Here is a 22,807-nt window from a genome sequence, read left to right on the forward strand (position 1 = left end):
ATGACCGACGTAACTTATGTTCAGGAATACAGCGCCATCGTGGAAGTGCTAAGCCAGTACAACGAAGGTGGAAAGCAGGCCAAAAGCGAAATAATGAAGCCCGCGTTCAGCGAGCAGGCCACCATCTTTGGCGTTGACGGTGATGCAAACCTCACCGGCGGTCCTATTCAGGGACTTTTCGACACCATCGATACCGCTTTCCGCCCATCCCCGGAAGCGAAGGCCGCCATCGTGCACGTTGATATCGCAGGCACCGCGGCAAGCGCGCGCGTCGATACCGATGATATTTCGGGCTTTCGCTTCACGGACTTTTTCAACCTGCTGAAGGTCAACGGGCGCTGGACCGTAGTGAGCAAAATTTACCATACCCACGCCGCTTCCTGACATCAGCCATTCCCCCTTCATCCGTCGCGTCTGACCGCCAGATGCGGCGAAACCCAGTGAGGAAAAACATGAGCCAGAATATCAAAACCGTCCCTGTTTCTGCCTATGAGGCCGTTCTCGACACGGCGCGTCGCTACGTTGACGGCCTGAAAAAAGGCTGCGCCGAAACGGTGGCAGAAGCGTTTCACAAGGACGCCGTCATGTACGGTTTTACTGACGGTGAGCTGCTGGGAGGGTCTGTCGACAACCTGTATAAATTCGTCCGTGAAAACGGCAGCGCGCCAGGGATTGAAACGCATCTGGATGTGCTGGCCATCACCCTGACCACGGCGGTGGTGCGCGTGGACATGGAAAAGGATGCTATCGGCGCCGACTATAACGACTACCTGACCCTCATTCGCATCGACGGTCGCTGGCAGGTGATTGCGAAAGTCTATCACCAGTTTACGGGCTGACTGGCGGCAGTTTTTTAGCAAAAAACAGGTCACGCAAAGGAGTTATCCATGAGTACAGTGTTTATTATCGGCGGCGCAGGCAAGGTGGGCCTGCGCCTGGCCAGAATTCTTACGGAGAAAGGGCACGCTGTTCATGCGCTGCACCGTCAGCCGGAGCAGGCGCAGTTAATTCGTCTGCAGGGAGCAAAGCCCGTCAGCGGGAGCCTGACGGAGCTGGATGCCGCCGCCCTGGCGACCATGATGAGAGGCTGCGATGTGGTGGTCTTCTCAGCCGGTGCCGGCGGCAAAGGTGGCCCGGAAATGACGAGCGCCATTGACGGAGAAGGGCTTAAGACGGCCGCAGAGGCAGCCGCGCTGGCTGGCATTTCGCGCTTCCTGCTGGTTTCGGCCTTTCCGGAGGCCTCAAGAAATGAATCCACCTCGGCGTCATTTGAAAACTATATGCGGGTGAAAAAGCAGGCAGAAGTCGTGCTGGCCGCAAGCTCGCTGGACTGGGTCATTCTGCGTCCCGGCCTGCTGCTGGATGACAAGGGTTCAGGATATGTCCGCGCCGGGCTGGCCATACCTTACGGGGAGGTCTCCCGGGATAACGTGGCGGCCACGCTGGCTGAAATTATCGCTCAGCCCCGCGTCAGCCGCGTCATCATTGAGCTGACCGACGGTGAGGTGCCGGTACGAAAGGCGGTTCAGCAGATGGCGGAACGCTGAGATGGGCAGGTCCGCTGATTCAGATCCGGATATGCGGCTGCTGCTGCTCGGCGCAACGGGGCTCGTGGGCAGTCATGTCCTGCAGCAGGCGATGTCCAGCCCGCACATCGGTACCGTCATTGCGCCGACGCGAAAACCTCTTGCATGGTGCGCCACAGCCCATCCCCGGCTTATTAATCCCCTGATCGACTTTGATGCCCCCGACGCTGACGCTGTGGAGTGGCGCGTTGACGCAGTTATCTGTGCGCTCGGCACCACCATTGCCAGAGCCGGCAGCCGGGAGGCATTCCGGCGGGTTGATTATGACTATCCTCTGAGGTTTGCCCGGCTGGCGCGTAATGGCGGCGCCTCTGCGTTCGCGCTGACCTCGGCGACCGGCGCAAATGCCCGCTCCCGATTCTTTTATAACCGGTTGAAGGGGGAGCTTGAACAGGCGCTGAGGCACGAAGGTTTTACCTCACTGACGCTGGTCCGCCCCGGCGTTATTGCCGGCGATCGGGCTGAATTCCGCCCGGGTGAAACGGCGCTGAAGCAGGTGCTCAGGCTCTTATCGCCGGTTCTGCCACGCAGCTGGCAGCTCAGCCCGGCTGAAGACATAGCCCGCCATCTCCTCAGAGCGGTGACTCCACCCAGGCCGGGCATTCACATTGTTTCTGCAGGTGAAATAAATTCTGCAGGATAATTTTCTGAAGATGAATGATAAGAAGGAACCGTAATGTCAGAAGTGAACTTTAATGCCGTGGTTAACGCCCGTGCGGACCGCGTATGGCAGACGCTCAGCCAGTTCGGACGCATCAGCGACTGGCATCCTGCTATCTGCAGCAGCGAAATCGAAGATAATCAGCCCGACGGGCGCCCGGGCTGCCGGCGCCGGCTGGTACTTGAAAATGGCGACGTCCTGCGCGAAGAGCTCCTCATGCTGGATGCAGGTAAGCGGGCCTTCTCGTATCGCTTTATTGAAGCGCCGCTGGCCGTTGATGACTATGTGGCTTCGGTCAGCCTTATTCCACTGAGCGATCGCGACGAAACGGTCATCGTATGGCAGGCAGTTTTTGAGTCCCGATCCCGTAGCGATGTGCAGGCAATGGAAGCGAGCGTGCTGGCGCTGATAAAGTCAGGCCACCTCAGCCTCGCTGCCTACCTTGAAAACCAGTAGCAGCACAATGGAGTCCGGAAATGAATGAACACATCGTGCCTGTCGAGCCGGCAAAAGCCTACAGGCTGATAAATCACGGGCCGGCGACGCTGGTCTCAGCGCGCTATAACGGAACGGACAACGTCATGGCGGCGTCATGGGTCTGCGCGCTGGATTACGATCCGGCGCGGCTGACCGTCGTGCTGGACAAAACCGCATACACACGAGAGCTGATTGAAAAAAGTCGTTCGTTTGTGATTCAGGTGCCGGTGGCAGCCCAGGCATCACTCGTGCATTTCCTCGGCTCACATTCGCTGGCCTGCGAAGCGGATAAGCTCACGCAGTCTGGCGTATCGCTGTTTGCGCTGCCCGGCGCGGATGTGCCGGGGGTTTCAGGATGTGCGGCGTGGCTGTATTGCGAACTCATTCCTGAAGAGCATAACCAGCAGACCTATGATTTATTCATCGGCGAGATCAAAGGGGCCTGGGCGGACAGTCGCGCTTTTAAGGACGGCCACTGGCAGTTTGAAAGGGGAGCCGCAGACTGGCGAAGCCTGCACTACATTGCGGGCGGACACTTTTACGCTACCGGAGAGGCTGTGGAGGTGCACGATGCGCCGCAGCTGACGCCAGGTGCGCCGCAGGGCTAAACCTCATGTGTGCGTCACCACGTCAGCATGAGGTTCCGGCTGTGGCCAGAGGCGTTTGCCGGCTTGCCAGCAGGATAATCTGCTCTGAAATCCGCCGGACGTCTTCGTCAAGGTTTTCAAGCGGGCGGTGAATAAGCCCCACGTCCCGGTAAAATACCTTATCTCCGAGGCCAATTGCCCTGACGGACGCCGGCCAGCGCCGCCAGGTGGCGGTCCGGGGCAACAGGGCAACGCCCATGCCGTTACTGACGAGCTTGAGGATGGCCTCAAGCTCGTCAACCTCACAGATTTCGTTGACCGAAAGACCCATTTCGCGAAGAAAACGGTCAACCTGGCGCCCGCCAAACGAGGAACGATCGTAGCGGATGAAGGGCTGGGCGCTCAGCAGCGCGGCTATGTCGTTACCGGCAACACCTTTTGGCACGATAAGATGGAAAGGTTCATGGGCCAGCGTGCTCCACTGCAGCCCCGCCGTCAGTGCAAAAGGGGGCTTCAGCACTGCGGCCATATCAATTTCGCCTGCGTCAACAAGGTTAATCAGGTCCATCGACAGGCCTGGTATAACGCGTATGCGGCAGCCGGCACTCTGTCTGCAGAACGTCGTCAGCGCATCCGGAAGCAGGGTTCGCTGTACCGAGGCAATGGCGCCTATCGTAATGGTTTTACCGGGGGTGTACCGGTTCAGTCGCTCACCCAGACCGTCATACAGCGAGAGAAGCTCCTGCGCCTGAGAGACCAGCTGCACGCCTTTCTGATTCAGGCGAGCGTTTCTTCCCGACCGGTCAAACAGCGGAAAGTTTAAATCGGCCTCCAGCCTTTGCATCTGGGCGCTGACGGCCGCCTGCGTCAGCCCGATTTTGTTGCCTGCCGCGGCAAAAGTCCCTTCCTTTGCCACCATCAGAAACGTTTTCAATTCACGGATCATCACGCCCACAACTCACAAATTTTATTTGTTATATATAAAGATATAAATTGATTTTAATCAAATTAAATTATTCATAAGCTCATTTGTGACGGTAATGTTAATGCATGCGAGCCTTTTGACTCTCAATCCGCATTTAACATTACGCCTCCCGAAACTATTCATCCTGCCGCAAACCGGCGGATACTCTTACTGAGGATGCATAAATGAGCCTTTCCCCCTTCCATCTGGCGATACCCGTATACGACCTGAAAGCAACACGTCATTTCTATGGCGAGGTCTTTGGCCTGAGTGAAGGCCGCTCAAGCGAGCAGTGGGTGGACTTTGACTTTTATGGTCATCAGCTGGTCATTCACGAACATCCTAAAACCGCCTCGCAGGAGAGCGTGCATTCCAACTCCGTCGATGGTCATGACGTACCTGTCCCGCACTTTGGCATCATCCTGAAGTGGGAGGAGTGGGAGGCCCTTGCCGAACGCCTCAGATCCTTTAACACTAAATTTGTCATCGAACCCTACATCCGCTTTAAGGGACAGGTTGGCGAGCAGGCCACCATGTTTTTATTCGATCCGTGTGGTAACGCCCTTGAGTTCAAGGCGTTCAAGGATATGAGTCAGCTTTTCGCGAAATAACTTTCCCGGCACGGCTCCAGGCCGTGCCACATCACACCTTCACCCGACTATTTTAGCGTGGCTTCTGTCTCATTCAGGCGGAGGTTGCTCCTGTTCAAACCGAGGGCGTAATGAAAAAAATAACACTGGTGTGGCAGATTGTTATTGGTCTTGCACTTGGAATCGTTGTGGGCTGGTATTTCAATACGCACCCCGAGTATCAGCAGTGGGTCAGCCAGGAAATCCTCAAGCCGCTTGGCGATATTTTTATCAAAATGATGAAAATGGTCGTGGTGCCGATTGTTTTCTGTTGCATGATTCTGGGCATAACCGGAAGTGGTGACAACAGGTCGTTCGGGCGAATGGGCGTGAAGGCGCTCGGCTATTTTTTTACCGTGACGGGAGTGGCTATCGTCTTTGGACTGGTGCTGGCTAACCTTATTTCCCCCGGCGAAGGCACCAGTATTCAGGGAATGACGCACGGCGACGGGCATATGAAGATGGAGCCGGCGCGCGGCGCTCTGGTTATTCTGCAGAATATCGTGCCTGATAACCTGTTTGTCGCGCTTTCTGAGGGCAAACTCCTGTCAGTTCTGTTCTTTGCCGTGTTGTTCGGCCTGGCACTTAATGGCCTTCCCCGGAACAAAACGGCACCTATCCTCGGCGTTCTCCAGAGCGTATCCGATGGCATGTTCAGGGTGGTGTCGATCGTCATGGCATACGCGCCGGTTGGCGTGTTCGGAATGATTGGTGCCACGGTGTCCACGTTTGGTTTTGCCTCCCTTTTGCCGCTGCTCAAGCTAATTGGCACCGTCTATCTGGGGCTGATTTTATTTGCCGTGATTGTGCTGGGCGAAATCTGTGCGCTGATCGGCGAAAACGTTTTTAAGCTGATAAAGCATTTTCGCCAGGAACTGGTGCTGGCATTTTCAAGCGCCGCTTCTGCAGCGGTGATGCCTCAGCTGATGTACAAGCTCGAGCGCTATGGCGTACCGGGGCGGATCGTCAGCTTCGTGGTGCCCGTGGGATATGCTTTTAACCTTGACGGCGCGTCGATATTTCTCGGTGTGGCAACCATATTTGTCGCTCAGCTTTACGGTATTGACCTGACGCTGATGCAGCAGGTCATTTTAGTGGTAACGATGGTGCTGACCTCGAAAGGGGCGGCCGGTGTACCGGGTTTCGCCATTCTGATCCTCTCCGCTACTCTGGCATCTGCGGGACTGCCGCTTGATGCCGTTGCCCTGATAGCCGGGATATTCCGTATCATCGACAGCGGTACTACGACCCTCAACGTGCTGGGGAACGTTGTTGCTCCACTGGTCATTAACAGATGGGAAAAAGAACCACGGGCCTTTGAAGGCTCTCAGCCGGACCTGAATAAACGCTGATACGAGAATTAATGGGGAACATTGTATGTTCCCTGTAACGCTACTTTACGTCTGCTTTGAGCGAAAAGCGGACGTAACGTCATCGTTCGGTATTAAGGTTGGTGAGCATATTCATTTCAGCAAGCAACCAGCGTTCAAAGCTTTCCAGCGCAGCCTCATTGATTCCCGTTTCCGTCGGTTTTACTAAACAAAATTTTTTGCTAACGCAGTTTGAGACTGGCCAGGGCGAAACAAGCATGCCGCAACTCAATTCATTCTCGACATACATACGTGGAACCAATGCTACCCCTTGTCCTGCGATGACGGCAGCGATGGCCATTTCATGAAGATCGTACCGCACACCCTGAGCCGGATTATCGAGGTGTATTCCACTTTCCCGGGCATAGCGATGCCATGCATCAGGATTCTGTCGACGGTGAATGCGCGGAAGTTCGTTTAGCTGTCGATTTACGTCATTATTTGTTAACAGTGCGGGATTGCAAACAGGTAGCAGATTTTCCTGAAACAGAAATCGCATACGCATGCCTGCCCATGCGGAATGTTCAAAATGAATGACCGCATCAAAGCCACTTCCTGGCAAAATGAACGGGTCCGTTCTCGCCGCAATATTTAACGTTATGTCCGGGAACAAAGAGTTAAAGCCGCTCAGGCGGGGAATAAGCCAACGGCTGGAAAAGGTCGGCAGGACGGCGATATCCAGACTCTTACTGCCCTCAGGCATTCCCATTATGTACTGCGTATCTCTTTCGAGCCGATCGAGCGTTTCACGCACGTGATGTGCATAGCGCGCGCCGACAGGGTTAAGCTTTACCCGGCTTCCCACACGGTCAAACAGTTTACAGTTCAGCAACGCTTCAAGACGCGCAATCTGACGGCTAATCGCCCCTTCGGTTAACGACAACTCCTCTGCGGCCCGGGCAAAATTACCGTGCCTTGCGGCGGCATCAAAAGCCTGCAAGGACGCACTACTGGGTATTTTTCTGCGCATAAAACCGGCTCCTTGCTCAGTGCTGACAACATGCTTTATTGACTTAATATCACTAATCCATGACATATTATCGTTTTTAAGCGACATAACCAGCCTGTAGCATGATGAAAAATCACTGAGCAATATATTTGCTGCGTTTAAAAGTCATGTAGAGAGGGACTGATGTTCTATACCGTGGAATGTTCGTATAACGCACCTGAAAGCGAGGCCGAATGGAATGCCTTTTACAGCCATCAAAAACTACCCGCATTGATATCTGTTGCTGGCTTCACTACCTCTCAACGCTTTCGCGCCGTCAAATCCGGATGCCCTGTTTATCTTGCCATTCATACGATTACTGATGCAGATATTCTCAGCAGCGAGGATTATCGTTTAAAAGGAGGCGGTAATTTCTCTCGTTGGCAGGTCTGCATTAAAGACTGGCATCGTAACCTTTATGAAGGAGAAGGCATTGCTCCAGCCATCTTTGCCGATGAAATTCTACTGTTGAGCGAAAAGCCGATAGATTTTTTAGAGACGGAATGGGGATATCGGGGTCTGGAAATGCACGTGGTGGGGCTGGATAAATTCCCTGGTTATCGCGTTGCATATGTCATACCTGTTGAGATGGCCTCGCTGTTTACAGATATGCCCGGTGTGTATCTCTACGAGCCACTGACACCGCAGTTGCAGTGTGCTGACAAAGGGATGCCATAACATCATGCCTAACCTGACTTTTTATATTTCTGAAAATCATTCTGACAAGTTTAAAAACCTTGGTGATTTTACCCATAAATGCAGCGCCCTCTGCTGTGACATCCTCGGTGCAGAACCCAAAAACGTTCATATCATTTTTGTCGATGTAAAGCCGGGATGTGGGCAACCGGTCTATGCCGAGCTCTTTTATCGTCTGACAACATTGCGATCCCCCGAGGTGATGAAGAACTTTATGCGTGAACTGGATTTTGCCACTCAACAGACCTCGGGTCTGATGACCCGTATTCGTTGTTTTGGCTCCCCAGCAGAACACCTATTCGCCCGCAACTGACCTCGAGGTAGTAATGAGCCATCCCCTTCCGTTCTGTCAGATTGGCGATTTTCATATAACTGCGCTGAGTGACGGCAATATGTTAGCCAGTCTGGATTTGCTCTCAGGCATCGAAAAAGCTGATGCGGACCTTCTTCAATGCCGTGCCGGAATCAGTGAGCCCGGCGATATCCATATAAACTGTTACCTTATCCGCGGTTTGGGTCGGATCATTTTGGTTGACGCTGGCACAGGCCCGCTGAACAACATGGCGGGACAACTCAACGCAAACCTTGCCGCAGCGGGTATCAGCCCTGACGACGTCGATACCGTTTTATTGACGCATTGCCACCCGGATCATATTGGAGGCCTGCTGGATTCTGAGAAACAGCCGGTTTTTAAACACGCTGAAATTATTCTTCATCCTCTCGAAGCGCAACACTGGCAGGATGATGAAAAACTCAACATAGCGAATGAGCGCGGGCAACGTAATTTTCGGCTGGTTCGGCAAACCTTAGACGCTTATGCCCGGAAGGTACGTTTTTTTAACGGCGACAAAATAGCAGAAGGCATTCTGCCGGTATGCTTACCGGGTCATACGCCTGGACATACCGGTTTTCGCATCGATGGCGATGATGAATGCTTATTAATATGGGGAGACATTGTCCATTATCCTCATATTCAATCAGCGCAGCCGGCTGTTTCTATTTTATTCGACACCGATCCCGCTCAGGCCGAGGAAACAAGAAAGAAAATTATGGAAAAAGCTGTCAGCGAAAAACTGATCATTGCCGGCATGCACTTAAGCCAGGCTGGGTTTGCCAGCGTACTCAGGGAGGGCAGTGGATACCGCATTTCCTACTCTGAAAAATGAATGGGCAAGCCTGACTAGTAGGTTGTTGTTGATTAGCACCGTTCAAGGTCATCAGTGTCCGTTTCTGGCACAAAACTGCTCATGGCAAAGACGTGGGACGGCTTTGAGCGAAAAGCGGAAGTTGCTTTTCGCTCATACATCAGCAAATGAAATGGTTTGAGCGAAAATATCGATAAAACAGAGCAGTCATTTGAGGAGGGAGTAACACGACTTTCAAATTACATGAAAAGCGCTCTGTGTAAACGAACAATATAATCGGCATCAGGGTTTGTGCTTTTATCACCCACACGCTCCTGTATTGCCTGAACTGCAATATCCCGGCGCACGGGTAATCGTACCTTTTCCGCTGCAGCCAGCGCAGATTTCATTTGCTCATATGTGAGGTCAGTACAGTAGCACGGAGCACCTGGCTGTTGCCGCCAGGACTCATCAAGGTTACCCGCATCAAAGGCATCAAATCCCGTATCATTGACAAAATCCTTGATCACCATCTTGTGCTCTTCGATATTCCCTGCCACCGGAATTGCAATACGCACTGGCGATCCTGCTGTTGAACCTTTCCTGGCGAGAGAATCTGAACCTATGGCATTCCATGCCTTGATAAGGGGACGGTTCAGGAGATGTGCCACCCACTGACTTTCAACCTCACCATCTGAGAAAGTGTCAATGATGCCATCACGATGTGGATAGTAGTTGGAGGTATCAGCAACGATAACATCCTGAGGCAGATTGCGTATCAGAGGCGCGATACCCTCAAGCTTCGCCATAGGTATGGACAGGATGACTACCTGCGCGTCCTGCACGGCACTGGCCGTATCAGATGCTTCAGCGCCCGTTTCAAGCACGTCGGGGTCTATCGTTTCTGGTCCGCGTGAATTTGCGACTTTTACGAAATGACCGGCAACTGCAAGACTGCGGGCAAGCGTTTTACCGATATGACCGGTTCCCAGGACAGCAATCCGGTACTTTTCTCTATGTGTCATAAGCTATCCTCTTCAACTCAGGCTGTTACTGCACGGTTGCGTTTGACTATCACATCATGTGTTAGATGATCGCCTGCAGACATGAATTCCCTGATCAACGCATCTCTGTTCAGTGGTGCGCGAGCTTTATCCGCTGCCTGAAGGGCCGCTCTAAGTTCTGCGGCGTTAAGCTCAGTGCAGTAGGCTGGAGTACCGGGCTGTTGCCGCCATGATTCGCTAAGCATACCGGCGTCAAATGCATCGAAACCACTCTGACTGACCAACTCCATCACAACAGACTTTGCTGCGGAGTCGTCGCCCGCAACAGGAATAGCAATACGGGACGGAGAACCTGCATCCTGCCCTTTCTCTTTAAGCGTCTCGGCCAGAACAGCATTCCAGGCTTTGATGAGATGGCGCTGAACTGTTTCACTGGCGTACACGCTTTCAGGCTTACCTTCACGGATCTCAATAATGTCCCCGTCACGGAAAGGATAATAATTAGACGTATCAATGACGATCACGCTTTCAGGGACGTCGCGCATTAACTCAGCAAGTTCGGTATGCTTATCAAAGGGTATAGAGAGGATGATGACGTCCACTTCTCGTACGGCCTCCTGGCGATCAACCGCCAGTGCACCCACTTTTCGCGCCAGCTCAGCAATGCTTTCCGGTCCTCTCGAGTTCGCCAGTTTGACTTCATGGCCCTGCACAGAGAGCTTGTTTGCCAGCGTCGCACCAATATTTCCGGCGCCAATAATGCCTATTTTCATAGCAGTACCTTTTGTATGAGTGGAGGATGATCAGTTATCAGCGGGATGGGCAAAGCCATTCAGGGTATCCCGTAACTCCTCGAGCTTTTCATCCGATAGCTGACAGGCTGATTTGATTCTTTCGGTTACGAGCCACAGCTCACTTTGCAAAGCGAGCCCATCAACTGTAAGGGTAATGAGAACTCGTCTTTCGTCTGCGCGGTCACGTGTGCGTATTATGCGTCCGGCAGCCTCAAGGCGTTTGAGAACGGGCGTGATGGTGCCGGTATCCATGCCAAGCTTATTCCCGATATCCCCCACGGTGCGCGGGGTGCCATTAAACAACTCCAGCATGACCAGATACTGTGGGAAGGTAAGTCCCAGCGGGTCCAGGAACGGCTTATGTAACCGGTTCATTCGGCTCGCCGCACCATATAACGCAAAAGAAAGTTGTGTCCCTATTTCTTGCCGTGACTGCTTGTTCATATGCTAACTCATTATCTAGCTGTTGATTGTCTAGTGCACTAGATAAAAGCATATAGTAAACTTTTCGTTGGCTAAAGAGTGATGAATAAGTAATTCGTGCGGTATGACGATAACAACCAATCATATCGAAACATTTACCGACGGAAGAATACAGGCATCCGGGCGATAAAAGGAGGTCCGCTTCTGACACAGGGCTGCTGTTGCAGCCCTCACAAATTAAACTTCAATAGACTCAGCTATCTCCAGAGCATCATCCACTTCAATACCGAGATAACGGACTGTACTTTCGAGGTTTTTGTGACCTAACAGTAGCTGGATCACTCGAAGATTCTTCGTTTTTTTATAGATCAGATATGGCTTGGTTCTTCGCATAGAATGCGTACTGTACAGAGTCTCGTCGAGACCCAGCTTATCAATCCATCCATGAAAAATACGGTTATATTGCCTGGTTGAGATATGTCTTGAAGAACCGACGCGGGACTGGAACAGATAGTCGCTACTACGTAGATGAGCCATTTTGATCCACGCTGCCACAGCCTCTCTGGTTCCCTTAGTCAGTTCAAACTGAACGGGGCTTCCCGTTTTTTGCTGCAGCACTGTCGCTCTGCCCGAAACAGAGTGCCCATAGGCCACATCAGAAACTTTTAGCTTAACCAGATCACAGCCCCGAAGTTTACTGTCCAGAGCCATGTTAAACAGAGCTAAATCGCGTACTTTTCCTTCCAGCTCAAGTCTGATACGGATTCCCCAGATATGAGAGATCTGAAGAGGCCGTTTCTGGCCAATAATACGGCCCTTGTTCCAGGGGGATGTTGTCATGCTCAATCTCCATAGGGTTAGGAGATGTGATTATGGTTGTCCCATATGAGCGAGGAGCGGACATTCCGTTTGCAACAGGGGTCAAGAGCGCATCGGAATGAAAGGGCCAATCAGATTCTTACCAATCAGAAGCGACGAAGATCTTTAATGGCTAATTCCTCAAATGACCTGCTAAAAAATTGTATTTATGGGTTGATTACTTACTGGCGTATAAGCATGCGTACCTGCTTGCCGCGATAGTTAACATAACCTTGAAACTGGAAACCAAAACGCTCAGCCAGATAATTTGAACGTTTATTTTCTTCGTCAATGATACAACATACTGGGGATGAAAATGTCTGGTCGGCCCATAGTAAAACTGCGGCCAGTGCTTCAGACGCATAACCTTTGCCACGAACCTCAGGAACCAACGTCCATCCAGCTTCAGGGTATTTTAACTCAGGTGTGATATCACGATGAGCATCCTGGAAACCAAACGAACCAGCATAACGACCTGTTGTTTTCTCAAACACTGCCCAATAGCCATACCCTAACGCATGCCAGTGCCCGATATAACGTAATAAGCGGGTCCAAACCATTTCTGCTGTTGGATTTTCACCGCCATTGATTTTAGCCATTTCAGGAGTGCTCCAGCACGCCATAAGCGTTGGAAACTCATCGAGCGTAAATTGTTTTAAAATCAGTCGTTCTGTTTCAAGTCGAGGCGCTTGCTGAACAGTCATCACTTCTCCTAGTTTTAGCATACTTGATGCGGCTGTTTTACCACCATGCACGTTTCTTCTTTCACGGGCAATGAAACTTTACCAGGGTCCGCTTCTGGCACTAAGCGGACCTAAGACCGGGAACGGTCCGCTATGAGCGAAAAGCGGACATAAGCTTAATGTCAGAATGATATTTTCTAACTCGCGATTTTGAACGCTGTAAAAGCAAGAAGAAAAACTCCACTGGCGATGAATCAAATTCGGGGAAAATCCCGAGGGCATAAAACGTTAACGCGACGCTATGAATGCAGACAGTGACCGAAGATGATTGCTGCATGATTGACTCGGATAAGGCGACAGGTTTTTAAAAAAAAACTGCCGTTTAAAAATTTACTGCGATCACTGCCAGCTATACTGCATGTGGCGTTTTTTCTCTAATATTGATCACAAATGATTAACTGTTCTTTATAACGGCATATTTTCCTGCCCCCAGAAATATGACAGCAATGGCTGAGAAAAAGTAAAACAGGAGACCTTCAATCATCAATCCGCCCTGAGCGTCAAGATGCAGGGTCTCAGGGGCATCCCCCAGGTACCACGCAAAAACCATGTTAATCATTATGAAAAGTGCAGCCGCCCTCGTCATAATCCCAGCTAGGAGCAGCACTGGGGCAACCAGTTCGCCGACATAAACACCGTAGCCTAAGAATGCAGGCAGGCCGGATGCCGCCAGCATCTCACGGACCTCATCAATACCGTAAATCAGTTTGTGGGCACCATGAAAAATTAAAATTCCACCCAGCATTATTCTTAACAGCAGCTTACCGGTATCGGGTTGATCAAACTTTTTATATACAGAACACAGAAGATGCATTTTTGACTTCATTCACTAAAAGATTTTGTAGTTTCAGCTGACTGTCCATACATGAGCAGTCAGTTCCAATCTGCCTCAGCGGCTGTAAGAGTCCAGACATAGCATGACGCAGCTTCGCATTCGCCGGGCTTACGTAAGATCGTGCAGCGCTCTGCCGAGGGGAGAACGTATCGAAAACTCACTGAATTCAACCTCAAGCCCCTCTCTTTCAGGCGTGCAGGCCATCACTCCCACAAACCGCCTTTCTGTCCCCGGCCAGTGACAGAGCCTGAGCAAAGGCCAGGTCAGCCCGTCGGCAGAATACTGTATTCTCAGCGACTGGTTGTGCAGCGTGGCCCGCATCCAGAAAATTTCTGGAGTACCTGGAAATATTCCCGTTGACCAGTCTGACAATGTTCTTGTCACCACGCAGCCGATGGCGGGCTGACTGTCATTAAACTCTATGCCGGCTTTAACCCAATTCTGATCGTCATATTTCAGAAATATTCCAGCCTGATCGTACAGATGCCTGAAGTCAGCCTGCACTTTCACCTGCAACGTAAAGTCACCGTCAATACTGTACCCAAAAGCATGCCCGGTATGACGGCGAAACCCATAGTATGTCTGCTCCCAGAAGTCAGTATGAGGTTCAGTGGTCAGTTGCAGTCGTCCTTCCGCTAGGCAGCTGATGCGCGGCTGATTTATCCAGGCAGCGCCTGCTGATTCGATCGATTCAATCATATTCAGGGTCTGTCTCCATTGATGCTTCCTGTACCCGATTGTCACTGCTGCAGGATTATGCAGTATCCGGAAAATTCGCTTTAAACCTGCCGGGTCATGCCTCACCGGCTGCAGGCTTTATCGGTCTGCCACACTCACGACTGACAGGAATGTTGTAGAACCCGGTCACCAATGTCTCCTCGGAAAAGCGATCCCACCCCGATGAAGCAATAAAGATGTCATGCTCATCCCGCCGGGCGAAGGCGGTGCTGGAAGAAAAGCACCATAAACGTCCATCTGCATTTTCAGAAGCTGCAAAGCATTTCCTCTGAAAGGAAAGCACAGAAATATTCCGCTCTCTAAACTTCCCGGTTTCCGTTCTGTATAGTTACGTTCCGCTGGCAGATCGCCTGAAAATATGAGGTTAACCCATCATGCCAAGATACATAGGCGGGTGAGATGTCAGCCCGGCGTGCACGCTTTCCGTCACTTTGTCTGCCAGAAGCTCTGATTCTCCGGCTTCCAGCGCGGACAGGGTCATGCGGGCAATCTCATCAGGAGACGCTTTCTCACCGGGAACGCCACGCGCCATATCCGTATCTATGAAAGCAACGTGCAGCGAAAGGACGTCCGTTCCCTGCGCTTTCAGTTCCTGTCGCATTGCATTACTCAGTGCCCATGCAGCGGCCTTGGAAGCACTGTAGGTACCCGTAATACCGGGCAATGTTGCCCAGCTTAACGCTGAAATAACGTTGATGATCGCGCTGCTGTCGTGCCTGGCCAGAAGCGGAGCAAAGGCCTGAGCCATGCGGAGTGGACCGACCGCATTGGTTTCGAACTGATTGTGAAGTAACGTCAGTGAGTCAGGGGAAAGAACGGAACCCGCCCCTCCAATCCCAGCATTGTTAATCAGCAGGTTTACGTCACCTATCTCCTGCGCCAGCGCGCTGATTTGTTCCGGGCGTGTGACATCCAGGCTGACCGGCACAACACCGGGTTCGGTAATGCCTTTGCAATCACGCGCGGCAGCGTAGACCTTACTCGCGCCGGCCGCGAGTAAAGCGCGCACAAATGCAGCCCCCAGTCCTCTGTTTGAGCCGGTCACCAGAGCAACGGAATTTTGGATTTTCAATGCTGATTCCTCATGAGATAGACTTAAAATCAAAATTTTGACGTTACGTGAAGCATGGTGAAATGCTCGTAATGTCCCACACCATTTTTGACAATGGGATCCTGCGAGGTGAAATCAGCAATCTCTTCCTGATCCGCAATTCTGTAAATTGACACTCCATATCCGCCGTTGTCGTCAATGACCGGTCCGTGCGCGATGATGACGCCCTCATCGAGAAGGTCATTCTGGAAGGCGCCATGCTGCCCCATCCACCTTTTTTCGTCGTCCGACATCGTTGCCAGAAAGTCCGGGCGCGGTGGGATCCATTTACACAGGTATGTTTTCATTTCATCTCCAGAACGGGTCTAAAAAGTGATAATCGCTCGCTTTTTTAATTCTCAGGGCAGGTGTGCGATGGCAAGATGCTGAGCCGCTTTTGCAGATAGATTGTGCACCACATCAGCCGGACGCATCATGACCATGAAATCGGTAATTTTCCCGCTCTGATCGAACTCAATCAGGTCAACACCAAATAGGTGCTCCTCGTCTACTTGCGCACTGAACTCCAGGACAAAGCCGGAGTTGCTGCTGAAGTGACGCAGGTAAGTGAAGTCCTGCATGACGCTGAAAACGGCTTCGAGTATCGAGACCATGGGCTGACTGCCACGGTAGATGTCAGCAGAGGCCGGATTACGGAATACGACATTCTCTGCCAGCAGTCCTGGGAGGCTTTTCCAGTCGCGGTGTTCAGCAATGCGGTGCCATTCTTGGAGCCCCGCCAGAGCGGCTTCATGTGGCTTGCCGGTTATAGTGCCTTCATCGGGGCTGATATCAGGTCGGGCCATGGTGTGCTCCTCTGTGAGAGAAAATAGGGCATTTATTCAGTCAGAATGAGACCGGGTTGTTTTCACTTTGCAGTCTTTACGCTTTTGAGAATTGAACCTTCAAACATTTTTGGCGCATAGCTCTGCAGGAAGAGGATCATCCCGGTCATTTTGCCCACCGGATTACTGAACTTTGGCTCCTTCGTCTGGATAAGGCGCATAATGGTCGACACCACCGCATCGGGCGATTCTGCTTCGTCGATGCCTTTCTGCGTCACGGCCCGGACCCGGCTTCGATACGCGTCATAATCGGGGATATGATGACCATCCGGTGACACGGCATTCTCACCAAGGTTTGTTTTGAACCAAACAGGTTCAACCATGTTGACCTTGATATTGAACTGGTCGAGTTCAAAACGCAGGGACTTGAAGTAGCCCTCAACCGCGTGTTTTGAAGCCGTGTAATAGGAAAGGTTTGGGGGCCCGATCAGGCCAACAATCGAACTGACGGTGATAATCTGTCCGCGTTTCTGCCGGCGGAAGTGTGGCAGCAGGGCGTTAGTTACCCGGACGGTACCCCAGAAATTCGTTTCAAACTGTCTGCGCCCCACCTCGACCGGAGTCTCTTCGGCAATGCCGGTTACCATATAGCCCGCGTTATTGATGAGCACATCCAGTTGCTTCGTGTATGCAAAAAGTTCGCGGGTGAACGATTCAACAGAGTTCTCATCATCAAGGTCGAGGCGCAGAAGCTTAAAGGGCACCTTTTCCAAATACTTTTCCGGACTGCGGCTGGTGCCAATGACGGTGAACCCCTCCCGGTGAAGTTTGTTCGCCAGCATCAGGCCAAAACCTGATGAGGCACCGGTAATCAGAATCGTTTTTTTCATTGTGTTTACCCTGGTGTTTTTGTCTGGTGTCTGAGAACCATTCTGCACCGGGCATCTCGATGGCACACTAGCGAAACACGCCATGTTGAAAGCGAAATGCGCCAATATTGACAAAGTTAAACTGGCGCATTTCGCTATTGAGGTGGCATGATCGGCACCCTAGACTGTGTACATGAACAGAGAGAACACAGATTTGCCTAAACAACGAAATATTAACGTGCAGGACTATTCCATCTGGCCGGGCTGGCGCCTTCTTATGCAGGATGCGGGAATGCAGGCCTCTCCCGTACTGCGCCGCGCACAGCTGCCAGGCGATCTCTTTGCACGCCAAAACGTTCGTCTGAATCCTGAGGATTTCTTTAAGCTGTGGAAAGCCATTGAGGCCGAGGGCCTTTCCCGGTATCCGGACGTGCCTGTCGCACTGCAGATTGCAAAGGTAATGTCATCCGACTGGTTTGATCCGGAGCTGTTTGCCGCGCTGTGCAGCGCGAACATGATCGGTGCCCTGGAAAGGATGGCTAAGTACGTGCGTCTGATAGCCCCCATGATCATCAGGGCAGAACAGCATGCTACCCAGACTTCAGTCACTCTGGACTTCATCGATAAAACCCGACGACCACCGGAAGTTTTCCTGATTTTTAAACTGGTCTTTTTTACCCAGCTGATACGTCTGGCGACGCGCACGCACGTGATGCCTGTCAGCGTCAGCCTGCCGTGGACGTCGGATAAAATAAATATCGATGATCCGGCCTACGGCCAATTTTTTGGTACGCCGGTTACAGCCAGTGAAATAACGACAATTGTTTTCCTGAATGAAGACATGCAGCGCCCCTTCCTGACAGAAAATCATAAGATGTGGCAGTTTTTTGAGCCCTCCCTGCGCCAGAGGCTGGCTGATCTGGACAAGATGGCTAGCACGTCAGAAAGAGTGCACTCCATTTTGCTGGAAATGCTACCCGCAGGGGAGGCATCCATGCAATCCGTTAGCCAGAAACTGGCGGTCAGCACGCGCACACTGCAACGCAGGCTGCAGGATGAAGGAACGTCTTTTCAGCAGGTTCTTGATAACGTCCGGGAATCTCTGGCCGTTCACTATCTCCGGAATACCAACATGTCAGGTGCGGAAATATCATTCCTGCTGGGGTTTGAGGATGCCAACTCCTTTTCCCGCGCATTCCTGATGTGGACGGGGAAAACACCGCAGTCAGTGCGTGAGACTCCAGAGCAGTCAGCCGGAAATCGAGACTGAAAACATGATGCGTATTGCGCACAACGGACGGAAGATAACCATGTATCTGCCCGATGTTGTCACCCTGGAAGAGCCGCGGATTTTAATTATTTTTGCCTGCAGGGCAGGCATTCAGAGTTTTCTCCTCTGTCGGGCTTGAACTGCCTAAAAGTGGCTGTTCTAGTGCCACTTTATAATCAGAGCTGTGGTGAAGTTGCGGAATGAGTGAAGAAGCCTGGACTAACAGTGTGGCTCACTCAGCCAGAAAGCTGAAGCATCCCATCTTCACGGCGAAGACAGGCTTTTAGAAAGGAAGGCGGCCATCAACGGGGGAATACCAATTCTGTTCATTTTACTGATGTGAGCACAGATAATGAGCAGTCACCGTGCCTGTTTTTGCATTAATTTTTTCTTATCCTGGCGCTATGCCCGAAATCATTACTTATGAGTAATGAATATCTGAAGATTGGAAATCAGTCAAAATTACGCTCAATGTTTACCGGGAGAGAGAATCGAACGATTTAAGCTCGCTCAGCCCTGAAACGTAATATTGACAGCAAACTGATTACACTACTGTCGGTCGAATACAGATTTTAGCTATAGTGTCTTTCATCTGCATCCGTTATTGCTCTTATGATTCTGGCGGGATTTCCGGCGACAAGCACACCTTCAGGCACATCTTTAAGCACCACTGCACCCGCACCAATTACGCTACCCTTTCCTATTCTGACACCTGGCAGGATATTGACCCCGGCACCGATCCATACATCATCCCCGATCGTTACAGGAAGAGCGTATTCAAGCCCCTGATTTCTGCGTCTGGAATCAAGAGTATGACCGGCTGTGTAGATTCCCACGTTCGGAGCAATAAACACGTTGTTACCAATTCGAACTTTCGCCCCGTCAAGAATTGTAAAATTCACATTAGCGTAGAAATTGTCACCGATTTCGATGTTATACCCATAGTCACAGTAGAAAGGCCCTTCAATGACAAAGTTTTCCCCGAGCTTCCCAAGCAGACTGATTAGGATCTCCTCTCTTTTTTCCTTTTCCGTAAATGCCGTATGGTTGAAAGTATAAATTTTCAGCTTGGCATCATCTCGTTGCTTAAGTAAATCAACATCATAGTTTGCATCGTACAGCAATCCTGCTGCTGCTTTTTCAGCTTCTTTCATTTAAATATTCTCTTTGGATACCCGATCAAAAGGTAAAAATTAACGCGTTTTCAATTGTTGTCATACTTTGTTTCTGACGCCATATACGCTGCATGCATAGCGCCACAACTTGATATCCCGTAGACGTTCTCTCTGTAAACTAACATACCGCAATTAAACTAACGTCCGCTTTTGGCACAAAGCGGACATTCGGTTAAATAAACGCGGGAGAAGGCGAGATGCTGCAAGCTCAGGTAACAACTTTCTAGCTGTTACTGGGCAGCATTGCCGCCGGACGCAAACTGGAGAAACTCAGCATCATCCTCTCTGGGCTGTTTATATTTATAGCGAATCGCTTTGGCTAGTAATACTTTCTGGAAGTAACCGGTGCCTGAGGCAGCGGAAAAGCATAATTGCGTAAATCGCTACCATGCTGGCCGGACTGAATAAGGTGATGTTTGCATCGGTCATTACTCTGGGATCTTTGCAAGCACTGCGGTAATTGGCTAATCGCTGACAAGTTCGCACGTCCAATAGTCATAGCGCGCCATCGGCTATCCTGCACTTTCTTGAAATCATTCCGGCAAACAAGCACGATTCGCAGGTGAAGTAAAATCAGCGATGAGCTTACCATTGTTATAGTGCGCCAGCTTATGCAGCATTTCAGCCATCCACAGGGCGTAAGAGCTAAGAGCACTCAATAGTAGAATGCGAGCATCCGGCCACTTCAGCCTCTAAGCGCTATTTGTATCATTCCTATCGCGCTTACATGGAGGCCAACAGCCATAAGATTACGCATATCATAAATATGTTTGGCCTGCTTCTTAAGAGCATCATTCGGTAGCACGGGGCATCACTGACTAAAGCCTCGTAAAAAGTCAGTGGTGCAATCCAATCTCGATCTCAAGGGATAGAGCATGAGCGATTAGCTGATAAGGTGCGATGATCCCACAGCAACATGACGATATTTAACGGCGAAAGCCGGTTTTTTACGTCCAGACTTCACCTGATATGAATGATAATCGTCACCCTGCACCAATCATTCACAGTATAAGGTTATGTTTCTAATCATAAAAATCAATAAGTGAACAATGTGAAGGATAATTATTAAAATCTTTTTTTTAGGTGGAGAATGATTATGTGGATTTCAACCTATAGAACGAATCCGCCACATTAAGTAGGCTTTTACTTGAAACGGGCATTACAAAAATTTAGTGAAAGGATATTTATGAAGATTTTGCCAAAAAAATAGGGGGCACATAAGGGGGCATTAGCAGTGCTGGATTTTTATTTTTTATTTAAAATCAAGTAGTTGAATTGATTGTCGAGTCCGGCCTTCGCACAATCGATTGATGCAAAATTAAGTCGCTTACGAGCGGCTTTTTTTGTGTCTGAAATTCGGCTTATTTCCTCAGTCTCGCATAATCACTTCTGCCTTAAGATCCTGTTAAGAACTCTTCGTATAATAGCGACCATCAACGTAAACCAAGAGTTCACCATGAAAAACACCCTGATTTCCCTTTCGATTCTTTTCTCTGCCTTGACTGTAACTTCTGTACAGGCTGCCAACCCAGCCACCGGCTGCGCCGCCAAAAAACAGGATATCCAGCAAGAGCTGGCGATGGCGCGTGAGCATGGCAATCCAGCACGCATCGCGGGTTTGGAGAAAGCGTTGCGTGAAGCTAGCGAACATTGCACCGACAGCGGCTTACTCAAAGCGCGCCAGGAAAAAGTGGCTGAGAAGCAGCTGAAAGTGCAGGAGCGTGAGCAGGATTTACAAGAAGCGCAGGCCAAAGGCCGCAGCGACAAAATTGCGAAGCAGCAGCGTAAACTGGCCGACGCGCGTGAAGAGTTGAAACAAGCACAGGACGCATTGACGCAATAAACCGGGCGTCCCGCCCAGAAAATTCGCGCTTTGTCTCAAAATTACCCCGCAGAGATTTTTTTCATCCAACTGTCGGGATTGCATGGCAGAATGGCGCTCCGGTGAAATCAGTGGAGTGCAGAAGCGATGACAGTTGAAATTGAGCAGCGTATCTACGAGCTGGTGAGACGTTACGACGGCGTTTACCTGTTCAAGCAGAAAACGCTGACGCCGCAAATTGATATCGATAGCGATCTCAACTTCGAACGTGAAGAAGCGGCTGCGCTGATGGATGAGTTCTTCGGCGAGTTCAGCGTTGATCGCGGCGGATTTGTCATCGAAACCTACTATCCCGATGAGCCCTCGCTGGCGCAGATTCTCAATCCTTTCAATAAGCGTGAAGTGCCGGTGGTGCCCGATTTCACGCTGGGAATGTTGATTGAATCGGCGAAAGCGGGGCGCTGGCTGTACGAGTAACCGCAGGCTCAGCGCCGAGCCTGCTACCTTTCACCGCTTTACATGCACGCCAAAGCCGCTCTCTTCGGCTACACACTCCGCTTTTAGCGTCAGCGCAGGAATTTCATAGTCGCCGCCGTTTTGCTGACGGTAGGCAATTGGCGCAGTTTCTGCCAACGTATCCAGCCTTGTGGCCAGCGCATCGCACCAGCCAGAAAATCGTTCTGCTGCCGACTTTTGTACCCGATAGAAAACCAGCGGCGGCAGCACGCTAAAGCCGGGATAAAACAGCATGCCGTGCTGAATCGGGAACAGCAGATCGTTCATCGGGCCGTTAATGCCGCGCGGACTGTAATGCGATTCCCATCCGCCTGTCGTCACCACCAGCATCGCGCGTTTGCCGCTGAGATTGCCTTCGCCGTAGCGATCGCCCCAATGCTGTTCGTTGTGCTCGCCTACGCCGTAGGCAAAACCGTTGGCGTAAACGCGGTCAAACCAGCCTTTCATGATGGCGGGCATCGAAAACCACCACAGCGGAAACTGGAAAATCACCGTATCGGCCCAGCGCAATTTTTCCTGCTCGGCGGCGATATCCGCAGCCTGAAGCTGATGATCGTAGGCGAAGCGTGAATCCACAGTCGCATCGTAATGGTCGCCCACTAACGGGGCGCGTGTGTCATCAGCATCGAGCTGCGCTTTCCACTGCATCGCATAGAGATCAGAAACCTGCACCTGATGTCCGGCCTTTTTTAAATGCTGCACGGCAAAGTCTTTGAGTGAACCGCTCAACGAACGCGGTTCCGGATGGGCATACACAATCAGTACATTCATGGGCTTAATCCTGTGAGATGAAAACCACTGCA

The 22,807-nt window shown here is 51.1% G+C and carries 28 protein-coding genes and 1 pseudogene; 14 read left to right on the top strand and 15 right to left on the bottom strand.

The window, feature by feature from the left end; genetic code table 11:
* The 6 genes from PanJK_RS15675 to PanJK_RS15700 all read left to right on the top strand — a co-directional run bounded on the left by PanJK_RS15675 (nucleotide 1) and on the right by PanJK_RS15700 (nucleotide 3,332).
* Nucleotides 1-384 carry a nuclear transport factor 2 family protein gene (locus PanJK_RS15675; protein ID WP_265300970.1) on the top strand — a complete coding sequence of 128 codons (384 nt, stop codon included), beginning with the start codon at nucleotides 1-3 and terminating at the stop codon, nucleotides 382-384.
* Nucleotides 385-452: 68 nt separating this feature from the next.
* Entirely contained in the window at nucleotides 453-839 is a 387-nt protein-coding gene (locus tag PanJK_RS15680) for a nuclear transport factor 2 family protein (protein WP_265300972.1), read from the top strand.
* A gap of 48 nt (nucleotides 840-887) precedes the next feature.
* Nucleotides 888-1,547, top strand: a complete 660-nt coding sequence (locus PanJK_RS15685) for an NAD(P)H-binding protein (RefSeq protein WP_265300974.1) — start codon at nucleotides 888-890, stop codon at nucleotides 1,545-1,547.
* A 1-nt stretch (nucleotide 1,548) separates the two neighbouring features.
* The gene (locus PanJK_RS15690; protein WP_265300976.1) at nucleotides 1,549-2,229 is read left to right on the top strand and encodes an NAD-dependent epimerase/dehydratase family protein; all 681 of its coding nucleotides are present in this window, start codon (nucleotides 1,549-1,551) and stop codon (nucleotides 2,227-2,229) included.
* 33 nt (nucleotides 2,230-2,262) lie between these two features.
* Nucleotides 2,263-2,703, top strand: a complete 441-nt coding sequence (locus PanJK_RS15695) for an SRPBCC family protein (protein ID WP_265300979.1) — start codon at nucleotides 2,263-2,265, stop codon at nucleotides 2,701-2,703.
* A 20-nt stretch (nucleotides 2,704-2,723) separates the two neighbouring features.
* Nucleotides 2,724-3,332, top strand: a complete 609-nt coding sequence (locus PanJK_RS15700) for a flavin reductase family protein (protein ID WP_265300980.1) — start codon at nucleotides 2,724-2,726, stop codon at nucleotides 3,330-3,332.
* A gap of 22 nt (nucleotides 3,333-3,354) precedes the next feature.
* Here PanJK_RS15700 and PanJK_RS15705 read toward each other — a convergent pair whose 3' ends face one another.
* Nucleotides 3,355-4,257: a LysR substrate-binding domain-containing protein gene (locus tag PanJK_RS15705; RefSeq protein WP_265301329.1), complete on the bottom strand. Its 903-nt coding sequence runs from the start codon at nucleotides 4,255-4,257 to the stop codon at nucleotides 3,355-3,357.
* Between the two features lie 203 nt (nucleotides 4,258-4,460).
* Here PanJK_RS15705 and PanJK_RS15710 point away from each other — a divergent pair, with 203 nt between their 5' ends.
* The gene (locus PanJK_RS15710) at nucleotides 4,461-4,886 is read left to right on the top strand and encodes a VOC family protein (protein WP_222185866.1); all 426 of its coding nucleotides are present in this window, start codon (nucleotides 4,461-4,463) and stop codon (nucleotides 4,884-4,886) included.
* Between the two features lie 110 nt (nucleotides 4,887-4,996).
* Nucleotides 4,997-6,256: a cation:dicarboxylate symporter family transporter gene (locus PanJK_RS15715; protein WP_265300986.1), complete on the top strand. Its 1,260-nt coding sequence runs from the start codon at nucleotides 4,997-4,999 to the stop codon at nucleotides 6,254-6,256.
* 79 nt (nucleotides 6,257-6,335) lie between these two features.
* Here PanJK_RS15715 and PanJK_RS15720 read toward each other — a convergent pair whose 3' ends face one another.
* The gene (locus PanJK_RS15720; protein WP_265301331.1) at nucleotides 6,336-7,244 is read right to left on the bottom strand and encodes a LysR substrate-binding domain-containing protein; all 909 of its coding nucleotides are present in this window, start codon (nucleotides 7,242-7,244) and stop codon (nucleotides 6,336-6,338) included.
* A 162-nt stretch (nucleotides 7,245-7,406) separates the two neighbouring features.
* On the opposite strand from PanJK_RS15720, the gene PanJK_RS15725 reads away from it, so the two are divergent.
* From PanJK_RS15725 to PanJK_RS15735, 3 genes are read left to right on the top strand one after another with little or no spacing between them, the layout of a single operon-like run.
* Nucleotides 7,407-7,940: a sugar ABC transporter gene (locus PanJK_RS15725; RefSeq protein ID WP_265300988.1), complete on the top strand. Its 534-nt coding sequence runs from the start codon at nucleotides 7,407-7,409 to the stop codon at nucleotides 7,938-7,940.
* Between the two features lie 4 nt (nucleotides 7,941-7,944).
* Nucleotides 7,945-8,271: a hypothetical protein gene (locus PanJK_RS15730; protein ID WP_265300990.1), complete on the top strand. Its 327-nt coding sequence runs from the start codon at nucleotides 7,945-7,947 to the stop codon at nucleotides 8,269-8,271.
* 13 nt (nucleotides 8,272-8,284) lie between these two features.
* A complete protein-coding gene (locus PanJK_RS15735) occupies nucleotides 8,285-9,124 on the top strand; it encodes an MBL fold metallo-hydrolase (protein WP_265300993.1) in 840 nt (279 codons plus the stop codon).
* 218 nt (nucleotides 9,125-9,342) lie between these two features.
* Here PanJK_RS15735 and PanJK_RS15740 read toward each other — a convergent pair whose 3' ends face one another.
* The 11 genes and pseudogenes from PanJK_RS15740 to PanJK_RS15790 form a co-directional block, all read right to left on the bottom strand.
* A complete protein-coding gene (locus tag PanJK_RS15740) occupies nucleotides 9,343-10,107 on the bottom strand; it encodes an NADPH-dependent F420 reductase (protein WP_265300995.1) in 765 nt (254 codons plus the stop codon).
* Nucleotides 10,108-10,124: 17 nt separating this feature from the next.
* Nucleotides 10,125-10,865 (bottom strand): annotated as a pseudogene (locus PanJK_RS15745) (NADPH-dependent F420 reductase); the annotation flags it as partial.
* A 24-nt stretch (nucleotides 10,866-10,889) separates the two neighbouring features.
* Nucleotides 10,890-11,324 carry a MarR family winged helix-turn-helix transcriptional regulator gene (locus PanJK_RS15750; RefSeq protein ID WP_265300997.1) on the bottom strand — a complete coding sequence of 145 codons (435 nt, stop codon included), beginning with the start codon at nucleotides 11,322-11,324 and terminating at the stop codon, nucleotides 10,890-10,892.
* Nucleotides 11,325-11,540: 216 nt separating this feature from the next.
* Entirely contained in the window at nucleotides 11,541-12,143 is a 603-nt protein-coding gene (locus PanJK_RS15755) for a site-specific integrase (protein ID WP_265301000.1), read from the bottom strand.
* Between the two features lie 200 nt (nucleotides 12,144-12,343).
* The gene (locus PanJK_RS15760) at nucleotides 12,344-12,865 is read right to left on the bottom strand and encodes a GNAT family N-acetyltransferase (RefSeq protein ID WP_033769088.1); all 522 of its coding nucleotides are present in this window, start codon (nucleotides 12,863-12,865) and stop codon (nucleotides 12,344-12,346) included.
* Nucleotides 12,866-13,298: 433 nt separating this feature from the next.
* On the bottom strand, nucleotides 13,299-13,718 hold the full coding sequence (locus tag PanJK_RS15765; RefSeq protein WP_265301005.1) for a DoxX family protein: 420 nt from the start codon (nucleotides 13,716-13,718) through the stop codon (nucleotides 13,299-13,301).
* A gap of 129 nt (nucleotides 13,719-13,847) precedes the next feature.
* A complete protein-coding gene (locus PanJK_RS15770; protein WP_414858947.1) occupies nucleotides 13,848-14,444 on the bottom strand; it encodes a DUF1349 domain-containing protein in 597 nt (198 codons plus the stop codon).
* 397 nt (nucleotides 14,445-14,841) lie between these two features.
* Nucleotides 14,842-15,549: an SDR family oxidoreductase gene (locus tag PanJK_RS15775; protein WP_265301006.1), complete on the bottom strand. Its 708-nt coding sequence runs from the start codon at nucleotides 15,547-15,549 to the stop codon at nucleotides 14,842-14,844.
* 29 nt (nucleotides 15,550-15,578) lie between these two features.
* Entirely contained in the window at nucleotides 15,579-15,875 is a 297-nt protein-coding gene (locus PanJK_RS15780) for a YciI family protein (protein ID WP_265301008.1), read from the bottom strand.
* A 51-nt stretch (nucleotides 15,876-15,926) separates the two neighbouring features.
* Complete coding sequence (locus PanJK_RS15785; RefSeq protein WP_265301010.1) at nucleotides 15,927-16,373, bottom strand: nuclear transport factor 2 family protein; 447 nt, start codon at nucleotides 16,371-16,373, stop codon at nucleotides 15,927-15,929.
* Nucleotides 16,374-16,435: 62 nt separating this feature from the next.
* Nucleotides 16,436-17,242: an SDR family NAD(P)-dependent oxidoreductase gene (locus PanJK_RS15790; protein ID WP_265301012.1), complete on the bottom strand. Its 807-nt coding sequence runs from the start codon at nucleotides 17,240-17,242 to the stop codon at nucleotides 16,436-16,438.
* Between the two features lie 172 nt (nucleotides 17,243-17,414).
* Between PanJK_RS15790 and PanJK_RS15795 the strand changes: the two genes are divergently transcribed.
* Nucleotides 17,415-18,491, top strand: coding sequence for an AraC family transcriptional regulator (locus PanJK_RS15795; protein ID WP_265301014.1), 1,077 nt, complete (start codon nucleotides 17,415-17,417; stop codon nucleotides 18,489-18,491).
* A 572-nt stretch (nucleotides 18,492-19,063) separates the two neighbouring features.
* Here the strand turns inward: PanJK_RS15795 and PanJK_RS15800 are convergent.
* Nucleotides 19,064-19,645 (bottom strand): sugar O-acetyltransferase, encoded by a 582-nt coding sequence (locus PanJK_RS15800; protein WP_222185843.1) that lies wholly within the window; start codon nucleotides 19,643-19,645, stop codon nucleotides 19,064-19,066.
* Nucleotides 19,646-21,122: 1,477 nt separating this feature from the next.
* On the opposite strand from PanJK_RS15800, the gene PanJK_RS15805 reads away from it, so the two are divergent.
* Nucleotides 21,123-21,509, top strand: a complete 387-nt coding sequence (locus PanJK_RS15805) for a DUF1090 domain-containing protein (protein ID WP_265301017.1) — start codon at nucleotides 21,123-21,125, stop codon at nucleotides 21,507-21,509.
* 126 nt (nucleotides 21,510-21,635) lie between these two features.
* Entirely contained in the window at nucleotides 21,636-21,965 is a 330-nt protein-coding gene (locus PanJK_RS15810) for a DUF1493 family protein (RefSeq protein WP_008107769.1), read from the top strand.
* 30 nt (nucleotides 21,966-21,995) lie between these two features.
* Here the strand turns inward: PanJK_RS15810 and PanJK_RS15815 are convergent, their stop codons facing one another.
* On the bottom strand, nucleotides 21,996-22,775 hold the full coding sequence (locus PanJK_RS15815) for an NAD(P)H-dependent oxidoreductase (RefSeq protein WP_256698327.1): 780 nt from the start codon (nucleotides 22,773-22,775) through the stop codon (nucleotides 21,996-21,998).
* Nucleotides 22,776-22,807 lie beyond the last annotated feature (32 nt).

Source organism: Pantoea sp. JK (assembly GCF_026130245.1).
Lineage (GTDB): Bacteria > Pseudomonadota > Gammaproteobacteria > Enterobacterales > Enterobacteriaceae > Pantoea > Pantoea trifolii.